The sequence below is a fragment of the Mesorhizobium sp. M0052 genome, from assembly GCF_040323255.1.
Lineage (GTDB): Bacteria > Pseudomonadota > Alphaproteobacteria > Rhizobiales > Rhizobiaceae > Mesorhizobium.
In genome coordinates, this window is record NZ_JAMYUS010000003.1 from 343,582 (window position 1) to 362,218 (window position 18,637).

At 60.4% G+C, this 18,637-nt stretch carries 11 protein-coding genes; 5 read left to right on the forward strand and 6 right to left on the reverse strand.

The genetic code is table 11. The features are described from left to right. Positions 1-47: 47 nt before the first annotated feature. From NKJ77_RS05810 to NKJ77_RS05830, 5 genes are all read right to left on the reverse strand, one after another. The gene (locus NKJ77_RS05810; RefSeq protein WP_352534529.1) at positions 48-2,018 is read right to left on the reverse strand and encodes a CHASE2 domain-containing protein; all 1,971 of its coding nucleotides are present in this window, start codon (positions 2,016-2,018) and stop codon (positions 48-50) included. 90 nt (positions 2,019-2,108) lie between these two features. After that, a complete protein-coding gene (locus NKJ77_RS05815; RefSeq protein ID WP_031194959.1) occupies positions 2,109-2,933 on the reverse strand; it encodes a FecR family protein in 825 nt (274 codons plus the stop codon). Beyond that, entirely contained in the window at positions 2,930-4,147 is a 1,218-nt protein-coding gene (locus NKJ77_RS05820; protein WP_196815051.1) for a tetratricopeptide repeat protein, read from the reverse strand. Before NKJ77_RS05820 ends, NKJ77_RS05815 begins: the two co-directional genes overlap by 4 nt. Before the next feature lie 538 nt (positions 4,148-4,685). Then, a complete protein-coding gene (locus tag NKJ77_RS05825) occupies positions 4,686-5,873 on the reverse strand; it encodes a magnesium transporter (protein ID WP_031194960.1) in 1,188 nt (395 codons plus the stop codon). A 499-nt stretch (positions 5,874-6,372) separates the two neighbouring features. After that, positions 6,373-7,089 (reverse strand): pentapeptide repeat-containing protein, encoded by a 717-nt coding sequence (locus NKJ77_RS05830; protein ID WP_023691463.1) that lies wholly within the window; start codon positions 7,087-7,089, stop codon positions 6,373-6,375. Positions 7,090-8,970: 1,881 nt separating this feature from the next. Between NKJ77_RS05830 and NKJ77_RS05835 the strand changes: the two genes are divergently transcribed. From NKJ77_RS05835 to NKJ77_RS05850, 4 genes are read left to right on the forward strand one after another with little or no spacing between them, the layout of a single operon-like run. Next, positions 8,971-10,419 carry a TolC family protein gene (locus tag NKJ77_RS05835; RefSeq protein ID WP_023681072.1) on the forward strand — a complete coding sequence of 483 codons (1,449 nt, stop codon included), beginning with the start codon at positions 8,971-8,973 and terminating at the stop codon, positions 10,417-10,419. Between the two features lie 37 nt (positions 10,420-10,456). Continuing rightward, positions 10,457-12,589 carry a type I secretion system permease/ATPase gene (locus NKJ77_RS05840; protein WP_023691465.1) on the forward strand — a complete coding sequence of 711 codons (2,133 nt, stop codon included), beginning with the start codon at positions 10,457-10,459 and terminating at the stop codon, positions 12,587-12,589. A gap of 43 nt (positions 12,590-12,632) precedes the next feature. Then, positions 12,633-13,922 (forward strand): HlyD family type I secretion periplasmic adaptor subunit, encoded by a 1,290-nt coding sequence (locus NKJ77_RS05845; RefSeq protein WP_023667951.1) that lies wholly within the window; start codon positions 12,633-12,635, stop codon positions 13,920-13,922. Further along, positions 13,912-14,553, forward strand: coding sequence for a ribbon-helix-helix domain-containing protein (locus NKJ77_RS05850; RefSeq protein WP_023830899.1), 642 nt, complete (start codon positions 13,912-13,914; stop codon positions 14,551-14,553). The genes NKJ77_RS05845 and NKJ77_RS05850 overlap by 11 nt, the downstream gene beginning before the upstream one ends. Before the next feature lie 85 nt (positions 14,554-14,638). Here the strand turns inward: NKJ77_RS05850 and NKJ77_RS05855 are convergent, their stop codons facing one another. After that, entirely contained in the window at positions 14,639-15,577 is a 939-nt protein-coding gene (locus NKJ77_RS05855; protein WP_023830900.1) for a transglutaminase-like cysteine peptidase, read from the reverse strand. Between the two features lie 323 nt (positions 15,578-15,900). Between NKJ77_RS05855 and NKJ77_RS05860 the strand changes: the two genes are divergently transcribed. Further along, positions 15,901-18,637, forward strand: a 2,737-nt coding sequence (locus NKJ77_RS05860) for a beta strand repeat-containing protein (RefSeq protein ID WP_352534533.1), incomplete at its 3' end; no start/stop codon positions are given.

Sequence of the window (18,637 nt, forward strand, 5' to 3'; positions counted from 1 at the left end):
TGTCCGTCGGTGCCCGTGACAATCGCATCCTGCGACCCGTTGGCCGATCAGCGCGTGCTTCGGGTTCGGGGTGCAACATCAAGCGGCGCCATTTGCACGGATGGCGGCGAACCAACCACCATGGCGGGGGCGCCAGATTGCTCACCACGTTGGCTCTCTAGTTCGCGGCTCATACCTTGTTGAGCAGCTTGCATCTCCGGAACGGTGAAAACCGGGACCTCGCCCTTGAAACCCTGGAGCTCAAAGGCGCCCGCCTGGACGACCGGCATCGATGCTCCTGCCGCAAAGCCGGGTCCAAGCACCAGGGGGATGCCCAGCTTCTTGGTCGTCGATTCGAGCCGTGCCGCGCGGTTCACCGGGGAACCGATCGCGGTGTAATCGAAGCGCCGTTCGGAGCCGAAATTGCCTACCGAGCAGATGCCGGTCTCGATGGCGACGCCGATTTCGATGGAGCGATGGCCATCCGCGGTGAAGGCGGCGTCTTCGCGCCTCACCCGCTCGATAAGGGCCAGGCCCGCGTCGAGCGCACGCTCACGATGATCGGGTTGATCTAGCGGTGCGTTCCAGAAGGCCAGCACCGCATCGCCCATGAACTTGTCGATGGTGCCGTCGCGCTTGAGGATCTCATCGGTCGCAATGCCGAGGAAATGGTTGACCACCTTGGCGATGTCTTGGGTGTCGAGCTGTTCGCTCATGGTCGTGAAGCCACGTATGTCGCTGATCAAAATTGTGATCTCGCGCTTCTCGCCGGACAGGATTGCCTCGGTGTCCGAGCTTGCGAGGCGCTGCACCACGGAGGGCGACAGATATTGGGAGAACTGTCGCGTCAGGGTGGACCGGCGCTGCTCGCTGCGCCTGTAGAGGACATAGCCTTCGAAGCCCGCAACCATGATGGTTGCAAGCGCCGGCTGCAGCGGGTCATAGAGTGCACCCTGCAGGCTGTACTCGAGAGCGCCGAACACGAACGGCGTGAGGGCCAGCAGCGCCAGGGAGATGGCGCCAAGCACGACACGCCCGGCGAGCACTCCAGAAAGCCCGATGAAAACGACGGCACTGAGGAGAAACCAGAGCCGCTCGAGCATACGCGCGTGCGCTGGCTCTGCCAGGAAGCGCCCGGCAAGCATCTGGCCGATCGCATCGGCGTGGATCTCCGCTCCTGGTCGCGCTGGACTCGTCGGCGTGGGCAGGTACTGCGTCAGGCCCACAGCCGACAGGTCGACAATGGCGATGGCGTCCCGCAGCCGCGGATCGCCATGGCCCGAAAGGATAGTGCTGGCAGACAGGCGAGGCGTGTCCGTGGCGGTTTCCCAGAGGCGGATGCTCCCCTCCGGCTCGAGCGGCACAATGGCGCCTGCCATCCTGAGTGCGTCGAACCCGGCTGCATTCATCCGGGCTGTGTAACCGTCCTGTCCAGCGTAAAGGCGCAGGAGCTCGAGTGCGAAAGACGGCCACAGCTGCGCGCGTTGAGGGGTATTGCGAAGCCAGAGCAGCGGCACATGGCGCAGTACGCCGTCGGGATCGGGCAAGGAGCGAATCACGCCGAGGCCTGCGGCGGCGTTCGAGAATTCGGCAAGCGAGCCGGTAAGACCGGTGAAGCCGGGAAGTGTATCGGGTACTTGCCCGACGATCGACCAGCCGGCTTTGGGTTCTGCTTCTGAAACCGTCGCTTCATTGCCCAGGCTAACGGCAAGCGCCGTTCGATTTTTGGACAGCGCCGCTGCCAGGCGCTTGTCTCCGGCGATGCCCTCAGGCGAGGTGTCAGCCTCGGGGAGTACCAGCGCAAGCCCGACCACCGCCGCACCGGATTGCGTGATGCCATCGACCAGATCGGCCAAGAGGCCACGGTTCCAGGGCCATCGCCCATGTGCCTTGAGGCTGGCGTCGTCTATCGAGACGATCACGACAGGATTGCTCGTCGCCTGACGTGGGGCGAGAAACTGATAGAAGTCGTACGTCCGCTCACGCAGGCGCGACAACGGCCCGTCAAAAGCCAAATGGCAAGCGAGCAGCAGGAGCACGACCACAAGGCCGGATATTTTGCGCCTGCCGGCTTGCCGCCAATCAGCCCAGCGCCTACCGACCGAGTGGCTCATCTCGTGCAGCCAGGCCTAATCGCAGTTGTAGTAGTAGCAGCAACCCTCACCCTCACACTCGCCCCGCCGCCCCCCGCTGCCCGCAGGTGGCGTTGGGCTGTCAGGGAATTCCATGACCACTCCTGGAAGTGCGCCGTCCCTGGACCCGCAGACTTTGAGCGAGGAGCCTAGAGCCGACGCACAAATTGCGCTTACGTCCAACCCAGGACCCGGTGCGCCCGGCAGGCCGGTTCCCGCTATCCGGTCGATACTGTCCAAGATCGGGAAGGCGTCGATGCCGCCGTAGCCGGCCAGAAGCTTGCCATCGTCCGACGTGCAGGCGTAGCCCGGGTTCGTGATGACCAGCCGTTTGCCATTGATCGTGCAGGTCATGCGGCCGGCGCGCAATATGCCGACGGTCTGGCCGGCTGCCACCAGCACTTCGATGATGCCGCCTCTCGCTCCGAGCACCATGTGCGGCGTCGCAACCTGCATGACGCCCCCTTTCGAAACCTGGCCGCCATAAAAACGGGCCAGGCCGCTGTTCATCCCGATGTCGATCTTTCCCGACCCGGAGCCCGGATTGTAGACGAACTCATCGATCGTCAGGCTGGTGTTTGGACCAATCTTGGCGCTCGATTCATCCCGGAACACCAGCATTCCGAGACCGGTGGGATTGCTGCGCAACTGGTCGCCGAGTTCGATGCCGGCGCCAACGTTCATCGTCCCGCCGTTATTGCGGACGATGATGGTCTGATAGGCCGTCATCGACCCGACCGTCTCAGCAGCGGATGGTGCCGCGAAGGCGAGGCAGGCGATAAAAACGACGATCTGATGATACCTCATCGCGGCCTCTTTCAATTGAGCGTCAACGTATAGCTCATGAGCATTTCGAACGATTTTCGGTCGCGGTTGGCGAGGGCGAAGTTGGTTTTGCGGTAGGCGAGATCGACGCTGATCTTCTGCGCTTCCGTCAGCTGAAAATCGCTTTCCGAGGCAATGCGCCAGAAGTCGCTCTTGATATTTGTGCCGATGCCGACGGACAGATCGGGAGTGTCGCTGTGGCCGGCCGATAAGGCGATCTGGTGCGACCATGCGAAAAAATCCGGTACGTTCATCAACAGGCCGCCATAGCGGACCTCGCCCGTATAGCTGCGGCTGATTTCGCCCGATCCGGAAGCGAAGTCATTCGAGCCGACAAAGCGCAAGCCGAGCGCCTGGCCATTGCGGAAGCGGTAGCTGCCGCCTGCCTCATAGAAGACCCTGCTATCGGCGAAAATGCCTTGCGAGGCGCTTAGATCGATGTAGCCGCCACCGGCGAAGAGCGTCGTCTCGACCGTCGGGCGAACGACGAAACGTCCACTGAGGCCGATACCGGTTTCGTAAATATCGCTGTCGAAACGATCCGTAGCGGTGAACGCGGAAAGCAGCAGGCGCAGCGAATCGATCCCGCTGTTGGGCAGTCCCTTGTCCCAGGTAATTGCTGCGTTGCCGTGAATAAAAGTCTTCTCGCCACCCGGAACCGACAGGTCTTCCGTGAAGAGACGCTCTGTCGCGGTCAACGACCCCGAAAGAACGAGCGCGTCGGCACTTGGCGTGCCGAGGTCCCACCGCACAAAACCTTCCGCCTGCCCGTAAGGCGAGACGAAGCTGTCGTCGTCCTGCGCCCCGCCTGGCTCAAAATCGGTGAATGCGCTGAATACCCCGCCGGTCAGGGCGAGTTCCCAGGTGACGCCACGCAACGCGCGCTCGATGCGGGCGAGCAGGCGAACAGCTTCCTGTTGCTCACTTGCGGTCAGACCTCCGACTTCGATGCCGTACTGCACCTGCCGCCGGGCCAATTCATAGGACCCTACATGATAATACAACCGGCTGGCCGCAAGCCGGGCGCGCGCATCGCGCGGGTATTGGATCAGATACTGCTCGATCGAGGAGATCGCCTGATCGTATTGCCCAGCATTGACCGCAACCGTGACGAATTGGGCGAGCGTTCCATTGTCGGCCGGACTGGCGATGCGGGCCGCAAACGCATCGTCATAGGCCCCAAAAAGACCTTGTGCGCCGGCCGGCAACACGCCGGCACAAAGCAGCGCTGCGGCGACGCCGAAGATCGTTCGAAACGAAGATTGCATGCCGAGAACCCACCCCAAACCCGACTAGTGCGAGAGATTTAGCACGACTGCAAGAAAAAGGCGACTGAACGGTCGCCGGACTTATGCGAGTCCTCAGCAGCTGTTGCAGCTGCGCAACAAGATATCGGGTTTATTCCTATTTCGGCTGCGCTGATTGTCAAAAACTCTTCTCGACATTGCTGCACGTGATTGAGGTATTTTGGCCCAAGGCTTAACAAACTCAAATCTCATCAGTAGTGGATCGCCCAGCCGAGAAGATTAATATTGGGTGGGCGATTCTGCGTATCTGGTCACCATGCTTCAAGGTGACCCACGGCTTCTCCAAAGGCCTTCCGTCGCGTTTCGCAAGGGGCCGGAGAGCTGCCGAAAGGTGTTCTCACGACGCGTGTGCGATTCGGCCTGGGTCTTGCAATTTCTTTAAACGCGACGAGGTCAGCTTGTTGCCTCCGACTCCAGGGGACGGGTCAGCGGACGCAGCTTGCTAGAGCACGAGCATGGTTGCCAGCCCCAGCATCAGGCCCATGCCTACAATATCGGTCACGGTGGTGAGGAAGATCGCCGAGGCGACCGCCGGATCGGCGCCTACCCGGCGCAGGCTCAACGGGATCAGCACGCCGGAGATGCCGGACATGAGGCACGATCCGGACATGGCAAGCAGGATCACAAGTGCCAGCATCGGCGCCTGCGCCGCCGACGCCGGTTGCATCGAGGCATAGAACCACATCGCCGCAGCCGCAACAACGCCGACGAGCGCGCCGTTGGCGGCCGCGAGCGCGCCCTCTCTCATCACCAAGTGCAGCTTCGGTCGTTTGTCCACATCCCCCAGGGCAAGGCCACGCAGCGTCATAGCCAGTGCCTGGCAGCCGGTGTTTCCGCTCTGCCCGGCCAAGACTGGGAGAAACGCCGCCAGAGCGACGATCTTCTCGATCGTGCCTGTGAACGAACTGACCACGAATGCGGCCATGAAGGCCGTCAGGAGATTCAACTGCAGCCACGGATGGCGCTTCAGGAAGGCTGAAAACAGCGGCGTAAAAGAGCGCTCCTCCTTCTGGAGGCCGACCATCTGGCCAGACTGGGCGGAAATCTCGATGATTTGCTGCTCGAACAAGCGCCAGCCGCGAACCTGCCCGAGCAGCCGGTTCTCCGCATCCACCACCGGATAGACAGGATAGTGACGCCGTACCGCCGCCTTGCATGCGTTACTCAAAGAGAGACCGACATCAAGAGCGAACGGCCTGGGCAGCATGATGTGATCGACAACCGCGTCCGGTTCGCTCAGCATCAGATCGCGCAGGACCGCCAGGCCAACCAGTTTATTGCCCTTGTCCGTGACGTAGAGATAAGTGAGCTCGGTCGGCACCTGGGCGCCTCTGACAGCTTCCACCGCGGCAGCAACCGTCGTCCCGACAGGAACGCTGGCGGGGATCGGGTCCATCACCTCGATGAGCGACTCGGGGATCGCGAAACCCATGTCACCATCATGAGAGCTGATGGGCCGCATATGCTGTGGCAAATGCTCGGCCACCTTACGGGCGTGCCCGTCAGGCAACAGCTTTAGTGTGTCGCGGATGAACTCGGGAGACTCTCTAGCGAGCAATTCAGCTGCGTCATCAGGTGCTCGAGCACGCAGCGTGCGCACCAACTTCTGAACGCCGGTCTCTTCGTTCATATGATATGGCCCCCCAATTGAAAGTGAAAAAGTTGTGAAGTATCGGATCGCACCGGGGCGGAAATACGACAGTTCTTCCGGCCCAGCAGTCCGCCTTGTGGTTCTCGCAAGCGCCGCCTGCACGCTCCTAGCTTGAGAAGGCAAAGCAGACGTCTACATTTTGGGCGTGCCCTCGTCAGGTCAGCATGCGAGTGTCCGCGCTATTTCCCTCGCTTTTCAACCTTTAGATTTGGGAGGTCGGGTCGCTTGGATACCACACCGGCCTCCTTCAAGGCGGTGTATCCAACCTTTTTGAGGAGCTTCTCTGTTTTGGCGCGCTCCTTGTCCAGAGCGGTATCACCTTTGACCTTGGGCATCCGTCCTCTATTTGGTCGTTGTCGTTCGCCGGTAAATGAGATTGCCGGAAATGTCCCGCAGTGTCGTGCTTTGACCCGCGGCCGAGGACTGATTGAGGCGCTTTGCCGCCCGGCAGCCTTTGGGCGGGAAGCGGACGGGCGGGCTATTCCTGCTGGAATTGACAGGGCCAATTTTCTGGCCTCGTCATGCCAGAAGGCAACTCGGTCCGGGCGTCCCCGCAAGCCATGTTGAGCTGCCACTGGGACAGACCCGCCGAATTGGATAGATCGAGGCCCTCGATACGGGTCAGAAAGAAAAAAGCGCCCTCAAAGTCTATCGGTGCGGTGAACTTCGCTCCTCGGAAGTCCGCCCGCGCGAGATTGGCAAACGAAAAGTGGCTGCCGCTGATATCGGCGTCATGGAACTGCGCACGCCCCAATTCCGCCTTTGTGAAATCAACATTGACCAGATTGGCGTCCTGGAAATTCGAGCGCTGCACTTCCGCGCCCGTAAACACGGCGCCCTGCGCGTCCATATGGCTGAAGTCGGTCCTGTACGCCTCGATTTTGTCGAACCGGGCGCCTTTGGCGGTCGAGCCGGCCAGGGAAGCGCGCACAAGCGTTGCCTTCTCAAAATTTGCCGCAAGGAGATTGCTGTTCCTGAGGTCGGTCGAAGTGAAATCAACACCGAACAGGTTTGCCCCGCTCAGGTCCTGTCCTTCTAGGATGAGAAGCTTTTTGTCACACTCCTGCCAATTGACGCCAGGCGTCGCGGCTGCGTAGCAATCTTGAGCGGCGGTGGCGTTTTGCCAAGCCAATACTGTGCAAACCGCCAGAACCAAGCCGGATCCGCCGTAAGCTCTGGTTCGTCTCAAAGTCATTGTTGCTGGACCCCTCTGCTACTCGTCGACAATCAGCCTTACCACATCTGCTGACACTCGAGCCACGGTAACGACCGCCGTCACAGTTGCGCATCAACGATCTGCCGATAGCCAGCAGCAGCTTGCGAAATTATCGAGAGGTGGGGAAAGGCTTTGACGGTAGAGTGCTTTTTCGCGGATGCGCATGAGCGCCTCAAGTGCACGAACGAGGAGCGTGAGCAGCGCCTGGAGGAGCTTCTGACGCTCGCGAAGGAAATGACGGGGAGCGTAGATCCGTTGGATTTCATAGAAACCTGGATATCCCCCGGCCAGAGACACCATCCAAAGTTCGGTGGTGACCCTCCCAGCGCCGGCGGGGCGGAGAGCGACAGCCTGAAGCGTGAGGCCGTGACAACCATAGTGACTGTCAACGAGCGCCTTCCCGTGGTTTGAGCCATCAGTCGTGTGAACCCATCCTGTTGCACGTCGTAGCCGCCGATTGCCGCACGAATCGCTGGAAGTCTTTCGAAGCTGAAATTCTTGGGTTACGTGTGACAGGTGGCATCCCAGAAGGTGAATCGACGAACGGACTGACGACTATGTTGATCCAAAGGCACATACTTTCGGGAAAACGCTCAATTCACAAAACAAAGAGTTCGGCTTAAGCCGTGAGTTATTGGTGGGCCCGAAGGCGAACGGAAATTGTTGATTTTGCTGAATTTTTGGTGGGCCAAAATCTGAAAGGTTCCCGTATCATTCCGTATGCTCCCGCGACCCCCAAACTGCCGACCATAGCTGACCTCGTTTTGCAAACGTTGGGGGACAGGGTCCAGAACGGCGGAAATGGGGGCGGTTGCAGATCGGCAGCTGTGGCAACAGCGCGCGACCAGCTGACGGTCTAACGCCTCGATATGGCCGATGAGACTTGGGAAGTAACAAACAAGCGGCAGCTTGCAGGCAGTTGTAATCGGTGGAATGGATTTACGAGTCGAGGCGCCGGACCAGGACGGGCTCACTTGCCTCGAAGTTCAGGCTGTTGGAATGGCGCGGAGGAACGAGTAGTGGTATCTAACGAGCCGGCGGCCCCTCGATGTTTGACCGCTCGTCCTGCAACTCTCGTATGTCGTCCCGCAAAGTGGTGGCGCTACCGACCACTTCGTTCCGCATTTTAAACAGCGTATGACTCGTTACAGTCAAATTTTTTTCTGAGCTGCGAAAGGCCGACACTAGAACCGTCAAAAAATTACGCTTTTGATTTTAACGGAAAATCGCCACAAGAAATATTTTGAGGTTTCACCAGCTATCGGGATCAATATCGAGGGATTTTTGGACCTTGCGGCATTCGATGGCCTACCGAACCGCCTCAAAAAGTACCGTCACCTCTTCGGTTGACCCAGTCGTTGATCGGCCGTCATACGAGCCCTATGCTGGCACGCTGGCCAGTGAAGCAGTCGTCGGCGTTTATTCGCCGGCTCAGGGATTTATGCCCACGCTTCAGGTCGAAGAAAGGCAGGGGTGTCCGTTCCAGGCTCTTGGCAAGTGGACTAAGATTATCCTGCCGATTGTAGCTGCCAACCAAGATGTTGTCGGTCACCTCGCTGAAAAAGTACACCCAGAAATAGTCAAGCCATCAGGAGCAAATAGGTCATAAGGTGGCCTTGCGGTCCTCCTTCCCGGAGCGGTTTCGCTTGCCTGTTCAAACTCGGACGGCTGTTACCCAAAAACCGCAGTGGGTATTTTATGTGCCATTTTTGCGACATTCTATAGAATTTTGCTTGAATTCAGCGTTTTAGCGGTCACTAAATCAATAAGTGCTCCCATATTTTGCAAATTTGTGAACAATCACGGTTGAGTTGTAACGCCTGGCAATAATGGCGCAGGGGAACGTTGGGGTGGGGTGAAATGAATACGACATCTATGTCGGCGATAGGCAAGCGCCTCGGCCTGCTGACGACGGTCGCCATATTGAGTTGTGGGAATGCTCACGCGCTCACTCTCCAGGAGGCGATGGCGGTTGCGGTGGAGTCCAACCCCGAAATTGGCCAAGCGATCGAAAACCGCGAAGCAATCGAATTCGAGCTACGCCAAGCGAAGGGACTTTATCTTCCCAGCGTCGATGTCGAGGCGTCGGCGGGGGTTCGTCGTCTCGACAATTCCTCCCGGCGTTCGCTGTCCATAGAGGATGACGCGCTCTATCCAGCGGAAGCCGATGTCGTTGTCACGCAGACGCTTTATGACAGCGGCGCAAGGCGGGCGGAACTGAACCGTCAGGCGTCGCGGGTCGACGGCGCATCGTTCCGGGTGCTGGAACGGTCTGAATTCATTGGACTGTCTGTCGTCCAGGACTATCTCGAATACATGCTGCAGGCTTCGATCGTTTCAGAAGCGAAGAAGAATCTGGGCTTTCACCAGGCAATCCTCGGCGACATCCGGCAAGGTATTGCAGGCGGCGCGTTGAACGAGGCTGATCGCCAGCAGGCCGAGGAGCGGCTGTTCGCTGCCAAGGCACGTATGCAGGAGGCGACCGAAGAACTGGAGGCTTCCAAGATACGGTTCTTCAAGACGGTCGGTAAGCCGCTGACCAACGCGTCAAGGCCAGGCGATGTCTCGAGCGCGCTGCCAAGGTCGCTCGACGACGCGCTAGGGCTGGCGCGACAGAACAATCCGCGCGTCCACATGGCCAACAGCGATATCGACGCCGCCGCCTCCCTGGTGGATGCGGCGCGGGCGAAATTCGGGCCCTCCGTCATCGCCGAAGGCCGCGCCCGCGGCGGCTATGACATCGACGGCGACGATGGCGACGCCAGCGACCTGCAGGCGCGGCTGGTGCTGCGCTGGAACCTCTATCGCGGCGGCATCGACAAAGCCAACGAGCAAGAGCAGGTCCGCCGCACCAGCGAGCAGCGCCTTGTGCTGCACCAGGTTCTGCGCGAGATCGAGGAAGCCGTCCGTACGTCATGGGATCGCCGCTTCCGGCAGGCCGATCTGGCAAAGACATTGAAGCTTCAGGCTGCCGCCAACGAAAGGCTGGTGGCGTCCTATCGCGAGCAGTTCAAGGTCGGACAGCGCTCGCTGCTCGACGTGCTCGACGCGCAGAACACGCGGTTCAACACAGCTACGCTTGCCGACACCGCATCCTACGCGTCGCTTTTCGCGCAGTACCGGCTGCTGGCGGCAACCGGGCAGTTGCTGAAGACCATGAATCTCCAGCCGGCAAAACAGGCCACCGCCTATGCCAAGGCCGAGTTCAATGCGCCTGAAACGGCCGACACCGAAACGTATGCGCGCACGCCGTCGGAGCAGACGAACGATCTGCCTTTCGACATCCTCGCACCGGTAAGAAAGAAGTAGGAAGGTCAAGGACGAACGATAGTCCTGCGGGCCGATCGTGAACCCACAACCCAAAATCCTCTCCCCAAAAGAGGCGTTCAAGGCCTGCTTCTCCGCTGTTGCCGGGTACCTCGGCAGGCCGAGTTCCGAGACCGTGCTGTTTGCCGGCGTGCCGCTGTCAGACACCCGCATCGATATCGACGCCATCCGGCATCTTGCCGAACGCATCGGTCTTGAAATCACGGAATTCAGCCATCGCGACTTTCTTCGCGGACGCATCGACCTTCCCGCCATTCTGTTTCGCGTCAGCCAGTTGCCGGTTGCGCTGCTTGCCCAGACCGAGGACGGTGGATTTACGACCGCTCCCCAGGAAGACGGGCGCACCACAATCAGCAAATCCGAGTTTTCCGGAAGTTATATTAGTGGCGGCGTTTCCTTCTCGATAACCTATGCCAACGCAGTAGAGGCGATGAGCGTCGGTTCGGCGGCCAAGATCGAGCGGCGACATTGGCTGACCGGCACGATGGGGCCGTTCTGGCGCACCTATTCGAAGGTCATCCTGTCGGCGGTATTCATCAATCTGCTGGCTCTTGCCTCACCGATCTTCACCATGAACGTCTACGACAGGATCTTGCCGAACAAGGCGATATCGACGCTCTGGGTGCTGTCGATCGGGATCGGCGCGGTCATTCTGTTCGACCTGCTCTTGAAGACCGCCAGAGCGTCACTGATCGACTATGCCGGGCGCAAGGCCGATCTTCGCATCTCCTATATGCTTTTCGAGAAGGTGCTGAACTCGTCCTTGTCGGCAAGGCCCGGCTCAACCGGCGAATATGCAAATCGGGTGACCCAGTACGAGTTCGTGCGCGAGTTTTTCACGTCGAACACCATCAGCGTCTTCATCGACACAGCCTTCGTCTTCGTCTTTCTTCTTGTCATCTATGCGATAGGCGGTTGGCTGGTCGTCATACCGGCCATTGCCTTTGTCGCCTCGGTGATCGTCGGGCTGATCACGCAACGGCGCATCGGCAAACGCGTTGCCGCTTCCATGAACGAGGCTTCGCAGCGCCAGGCCCTGCTGGTGGAATCCATCTCCACGCTGGAAACGATCAAATCGCTGCGGGCAGAGGCGTACCTTCTGCGAAAATGGGCGGAGCATTCCAAGAACGCATCCAACACGTCCGAGAAGATCAAACAGCTTTCGGCTGCCGCCGGCAACATAACGCAAGCCATCCAGCAGATGGTCACCGTCGCCTTGATCGTGGCCGGCGCCTATGCCTTTTCGGAAGGGCATGTCTCGACCGGCGCCATCATCGGCACCGTCATGCTGGCGGGCCGGGCGGTGGCCCCGCTTGGGCAGATTGCGATCACCTTGTCCAGACTTCGCCAGGCGATGCTGTCCCTGCGAATGGTGAATTCGATCATGGCGCAGCCTGAGGATCGGCCGGACACGGTTGGTTTCGTCAACCGCCCCATTCGCAACGGTGCAATGGCATTCAGGAATGTCGGCTTTGTCTACCCGGGTTCCGAAAACGAAGTGCTGACCGGCCTGAATTTCTCGGTGAAGCCCGGTGAGCGGATTGGCATCATCGGCCGCATAGGCTCGGGAAAGACGACCATGGGGAGGCTGATCGGCAGGCTTTTCCTGCCGACCTCCGGCGAGCTGCTGCTGGACGGGATCGACATCCGCCAATACCACCCATCTGAGGTTCGCGCCGCGGTCGGGATCGTCGCGCAAGCCAACGATCTATTTTCCGGCACCATCAAGGAAAATCTCCTGATGGCGTGCCCGGAGGCGACCGATGAGCAGATCGTCGAGGCGGCCAAGGCTGCCGGCGTCGACGACTTCGTCTCCCGCCATCCGCGAGGCTACGACATGAATGTCGGCGAGCGCGGCACCAATCTCTCGGGCGGTCAGAGGCAGACAATGGCAATTGCCCGCCTGTTGCTGACCAAACCGAAAATCGTGTTCCTGGACGAGCCGTCCGGCTCGATGGATCTGGCTTCCGAGCGCCAGCTGATCAAGCAGCTCAAAGTGGCTTTCGATCGCAACACGACCCTGATCGTATCGACGCACCGCTTCAGCATGCTCGAGCTGGCCGACCGCCTGATCGTCATCGAGCAGGGCAAGATCGTTGCCGATGGACCGAAAGACCAAGTGATACAAGCGCTGCAGAAAACAAGCGCCTGACGAACAGAATTATGCGTGAACACAGCACGTTGGGACGTGGTAAATGCTAGCCAGGGAAGACCGTCCGCCGCTTTTTGCGTCGGCTTCGATATTCATTATCGGGGCGCTTTTTGCGAGTTCGGTAGCCTGGGCATCCTTCGCCGAGGTCGATGAAATCGCACGCGGCGACGGCAAGATCATACCGGCGTCGAAGACCCAGATCATCCAGGCCAGCGAGCCGGGCGTGGTTCAGGAAATCGCCGTGACGATCGGTCAGGTCGTCAAGAAGAATGACCTCATCATTCGTCTCGACAACACCTTCAACACTTCCAGCCTTGGCGAGCAGCAGGCCAAGGCGCGGGCGCTGCAGACGCGCATTGCACGGCTCCAATTCGAACAGACCGGCAGCCTCGAGGGCGCGTTTCCCTGTCCGTCAGAGATCCAGAAGGTGGCGCCGGAAATCTGTGACAACGAGCAGAAGCTGCTAATCGCGCGGCGCGATAACTTCGAAGTCAAACTGTCGGTTCTAAAGTCGCGGCTCGATCAGCGTGAGAAGGAACTCGACGAAGCCAACGCCAATGCCGATCGCCTCACCAAGAACCTGGCCGTCAGCGACCAGGAGGCGAAGCTGGTCGAAGCGATGGTCAAGAAAGGCCTGATGGCGCGAACCGAGCAGCTCCGCGTCGAGCGCGAGCAGACCGAGCTCAATGGTCAGCTGACGCTTGCCGGAGAGACCATCAAGAAAGCCAGGTCTGCCATCACGGAAGCCAAGCTTCAGGTCGACGAACTTGGCCTCCAGCTGCAACAGGAAGCGCTCAGCGATCTGACGCAGGCGCTGGCCGATCTCTCGGTGGTGGACGAGACGATACGCGGTGCCACCGACAAGGTGGCGCGTACCGATATCCGTTCGCCTGTCGATGGTATCGTCAACACGCTTGACATCAACACGGTCGGCGCCTTCGTCCAGCCCGGCGCGGTCGTCGCGGGTATCGTGCCGACGTCCGAGACCCTGCTGGTCGAAGCCCGGGTCTCACCGCGGGACGTCGCCTTCATCCGGCCGGGCCAGGATGCCCTGATCAAGGTGACCGCCTATGACTTCTCGATCTTCGGCGGCATCGAAGGCAAGGTGTCGAACATCACTGCCGACAGCCTTGTCGACCAGAAGACCGGCGAACCGTACTATCAGGTGCGTGTAGCCACCGACAAATCGACCCTGACACGCGACGGCAAGACCTATTCCATCATCCCCGGCATGATCTGTTCGGTCGACATCAAGACCGGACGCAAAACGATTCTCACCTACCTTCTGAAACCAATCAACAAGGCGCGGGAGGAGGCAATGAGTGAGCGATAGTGCGATCTCCCGCCCGGTCGATCGCGACCGGCTGCTGCCACCGCTGGCGAGTGAGGATTTCGGTCTCGAGTTCCGGGTTGTGGCGCGTGGCGGCATGCGCCGCGGCATTCGTCTGGAACGGGCGTTCTGGACATCGCTGAAGCAGATGGCGGAAAGCCGCAAATGCACGATCGGCACACTGATCGAGGAAATTGCAGAGAGCCACGCCAACGCCGGAAACCTGACATCGGCAATTCGCGTAGCCTGCATGCGTGGATTGGCCGACCAAAACCTCACCTTGCAGAGGCTCGCGTCGATCAAGACCATCAGCGCCATTCTCGTCGCCTGTCCCTCGCCGGCCTTTGCCCTGGCATCGTCGAAGAAGATCCTGACCTTCAATGCGCCGTTCCAGCAACTGGTGCGGCGGCAATTGCCGGTGGCGCCGAACGAGGACGCGCGCCAGGATCTCAAGCTGGCGCTGGACCTCAATGTCGCCGACATATTCGCCAGGCTCGACGCCAATGGCGAGACGCCGGTCGCGACCGGTTTCGTCATAGGCGCCGGCGACCGCCGCTACCGCGGTCAACTGAGCGCGGTGCGGGCGCCGGTGGTCGAGCCGGAACTGCTGATGGCGTTCGTCTTCGGCGGCTAGAGCAATTCCGGGAAAAGTGTGAGCGGTTTCCGTGGAAAATTGCGTCAAACAAGAGATAGAGCGCTCAAGACTCTCTGATGGGAGCTTACGGCTGCACACCTTCACCAGGCGCGACCGTCGAAAGGCCGCCCTTGATATCGGCTATTTGAGCAGAACCGGTCTTCGCGCCATGGATCCACGCACGATCGGTGCTGAACGAATACAGCGGCACGTAGGTCGGCAGGTCTGTGTCGCGGGAAACTACATTGCTCAAACTGTCGAGAATGAAGACGCCGCTGCCGGTGCTGACCGACAGCACGGCATGAAAGAAACCGCGCTTGCGATCCTGCAAGACGACCAGCGACATGCTCTGCGCCGGGATGCCTGCATGCAGCAGCGCGGCCATCTTGAGGATGGCGAAATCCTCGCAGTCCCCTGCCCGCCGCTCAAGGATTTCCCGGGGCTTGGCCCAGTAGTCGAGCTTGCCGTAAACCACGCTGTCCTTCTTGTAGGCGATGGCGCGATTTATACTTGAGTTGACGAAGGACAACTTGTCGATGAAGCGCTTGTTCCCGGCTGCCTTGACTATCTCGGCAAAGGCGCTGTTCTTGCGTTCGCACGCGCTGCTCGCGGTACAGTCGACAATTGCCTTGTAGACCGGCGCCCAGCGCGCCGAAACCGGGAAATTGCGCATCGACAGGGCAACAGAACCGAACACGCCGGGAATGATCGCCGCCGTCTGGATCAGATCGATCCCGGCGGCGGGCGGCGCGATCGAAGAACCACGCTTTTCATCAACGGCAACAGAGCTGCTGAAAATCATGCCCATCCGGTAGGCTGAAACCGGCTGCCATGGCTGCGGCCGAGCCAGCGAAACGCCGCCGAGACTGGACGGGGTTTCGACCGGCGCCAGAACTCCAGCGGCAGCGCCGGCATTCACGGCAATTGCTTTCGCGGATGATGGCTGCGGCAGGCTTGCGATCGCCATTGCCAGCAGGAGGAGCCTGAGCCCGGTTATTCCCAGGGCAGATTTTTCTTTTTTCATGACGCCCACCTCTTGACTGTGGACGGTACCAATCTTGTCTCAAATTACTGGAAAGGAAGGTGGATAAGTTTCTCGCAAACAGTAACATCTATTTTGCGTAAAATTTTATTCAAATTTATACTTATGCGTACCAGCCCATCCCGATTGGAGGATATCAAACGGACAATGGCCCGGCCTATGTATATCAGGTTATATGTTCTGGATTTACCACGTGTAAAAAATGCCGAGATAGGCATATCAGAATATATGAAAGTGATTGCAGGATAGTTGCAAAGCAGAGGCCGTCACTGTCTCTTTCCGGGAAATACCGGAGGGGTTTGGTTATGACGAACAGTAACGAATTGGACACCGTCTCGAATTCTTGGGACCAGCATTCTCCCGATGAACATGGCGGCTCGACGTCGCAGACAGGGACGCAGGTAGCGCAGGCCGCTCAGGCGGCGCCTGCCGAGCCCGTACCGGTCGATGTCGGCAGCGGTGCGCCCGTCAAACAAGATGCACCCGCGGAGGCAAAGGCCCCGGCGGCAGCTGCGCCCCACGAGTACGTGGCCGACGCCAGCAACGTTGTAAAGCTTCCGGCCGACGTCTCGATCGACAACATCAAGGTCGACGGCCACAACCTCGTGCTCGAACAGGCCGATGGCTCGGTGATCGTGATCAAGGATGGCGCGCTCAACGTGCCGACCTTCATCATCGGTGACGTCGAGGTGCCGCGCGTTGCCTTGCTGGCGGCGCTTGAAGCAAGCCATGTCGATGTCGCCTTCGGTGCCGATGGTTCCATATCGGCCGGCCCGGGCGGTTCGAACCCAAGTGCAGGCGGAGACTTCTCGGTTCCCCCCGGTGGCATCGGTGACGGGTTTGACCTGTCGGCATTGTTGCCGCCCACGGCTCTGCAATTTGGGCTTCTGGATCGGCGCGAACTCTTCCCGTCTGTCGTCGACAGGCCGGTTTCAGTTGTGGCAACATCCTTGCTTGCCCCGGACGAGGCAGCCAGCGAAACCGGCCTTAACGGCGGCCCGTCACAATCGCCGGGTAGCGACGCGCCGAGCGACGCGGAAACCTCCGGCAAAGGAACGATCACCATCGACGCGCCGGATGGTATCGGGTCGATCGTCATCAACGGCGTCACTGTTATCGGCGTCGGCCAGCATATCCCGGGCGACTTTGGCTACCTGACCATCGTCTCCTTCAATCCGAATACGGGCGCTATCGAATACAATTACACGGTGACCGAATCAGTCACTCATCCCCTTCAGGGGGACGGATTCAATCCCAACGACACGGTTCCGGACAATTTCAGCATCACCGTCACGGACGTCGACGGCGATACGGCCAGCACCACCTTTGCGGTCGCCATCGTTGACGACGTGCCGACGGCGGTTGCCGACACGGACAGCGTGACCGAAGGCGGCACGGTGAGCGGCAATGTGATCGCCGGGCTCGGCGGCGACGGCAATCCGGCCGGCGCCGACACCAAGGGTGCCGACGACGCTTCGGTAAGCGGCGCGACGGGTGCCGGGGCAACCACCGTAGTGGGCGGCGACTTCCATGTCGTTGGCCAGTACGGTACGCTGACGCTGAGCCCGGACGGGACTTACAGCTACGTCGCCAATTCCAGCATCAGCAACGCCTCGCCGGTGACGGACACGTTCACTTACACGCTGAAGGACGGCGACGGCGACACCTCGCAGACGACGCTGGCGATCACCATCGCCGACGGGACTGACCCTTCGGTGCTAACGAACGCTGTCATCACGGTGGACGAGGCAGGGCTCGGCACTGTCAATGCGACCGGCAGCGCGGCCGCGACCAACGTCGAGGACGGCAGCGGAACGGTATCGTTCCATGCCGGTTCGGACAATATCACCGGGGTGGCGTTCACGTCGGTTGCCGGGATCACGGCGGACGTCAACGGGGTTGCCGGCGCCGACTTCGTCTGGACGCTGGCCGGCCCGACGCAGATTATTGGTTCGATCAACGGCATCGATGCCATCCAGATCGACCTGGTCGCGCCCTCGCTGCCGATTCTGGCGGGCACGGACGGATCCGCGACAGTCAATGTGACGCTACTCGACAACTTCCCGCATCCGGACGCGGGTGGGCAGAATGTCATCAACCTGACCGGCATCAGCGTAGTCGCCACCGATACGGACGGTGACCAGGCGAGCGCAACGGTTCAGGTCAATGTCGTCGACGATGTGCCGACGGCGGTCAATGACGGCCCGTACGCGGTCGTCGAGGACGGCGCCAGCACGGTCTCGGGGAATGTGCTGACCAACGACGCCTCGGGCGCCGATACGCCCAAGAGCTTCTCGGCCTGGTCGGGAGGCGACGCTGCGGCGATCACCGCGCTCACCACCTACGGCACGCTGACGCAGAACGCCAACGGCACCTGGAGCTACGTGCTCGACAACAGCAAGGCCGCGACGCAGGCGCTGACCTCCGGCAGCCATCTGAGCTACGATCTGCACTACACGATGACGGACGCCGACGGCGACACCTCGCCGGCGACGCTGACCATCACCATCGACGGCGCCAACGACAGCGCCTCGGTGGTGACGGCCCAAGCCCAGGGCGCCGACAACACGGTCTACGAGGCCGGCCTCAACCCGAACGGCTCGAATGCCTTGGCCGACACGGAGACCAGCACCGGATCCTTCACCATCTCGGCAACCGACGGCATCCAGAACGTTGTCATCGGCGGCACCACCTTCACGCTGGCCCAGGTGCAGGCGTTCGCGGCGACCAACGGCGTGGTCAACACCGGCGAAGGCGTGCTGACGCTGACCGGCTACACCGGCGATGCCCACACGGGCACCGTGGCCTACAGCTACACGCTGACGGCGACGATCGACAATGACAGCAAGGCGCCGACCGGCAACGACACCGTCGACGGCACCGGCTTCAACGACAGCGTCGCGCTGACCGTCAACGGCGTCGGCGGCACCACGGCAAGCGACAATCTGGTGGTGCACGTCGTCGACGATGTGCCGACGGCGGTCAATGACGGCCCGTACGCGGTCGTCGAGGACGGCGCCAGCACGGTCTCGGGGAATGTGC

What these genes read in the sequence shown, in the direction of transcription:
- NKJ77_RS05825 (WP_031194960.1), bottom strand. Translation starts at nt 5,873, where the DNA reads ATGAACGAAGAGACCGGCGTTCAGAAGTTGGTGCGCACGCTGCGTGCT.
- NKJ77_RS05830 (WP_023691463.1), bottom strand. Translation starts at nt 7,089, where the DNA reads ATGACTTTGAGACGAACCAGAGCTTACGGCGGATCCGGCTTGGTTCTG.
- NKJ77_RS05835 (WP_023681072.1), top strand. Translation starts at nt 8,971, where the DNA reads ATGAATACGACATCTATGTCGGCGATAGGCAAGCGCCTCGGCCTGCTG.
- NKJ77_RS05845 (WP_023667951.1), top strand. Translation starts at nt 12,633, where the DNA reads ATGCTAGCCAGGGAAGACCGTCCGCCGCTTTTTGCGTCGGCTTCGATA.
- NKJ77_RS05855 (WP_023830900.1), bottom strand. Translation starts at nt 15,577, where the DNA reads ATGAAAAAAGAAAAATCTGCCCTGGGAATAACCGGGCTCAGGCTCCTC.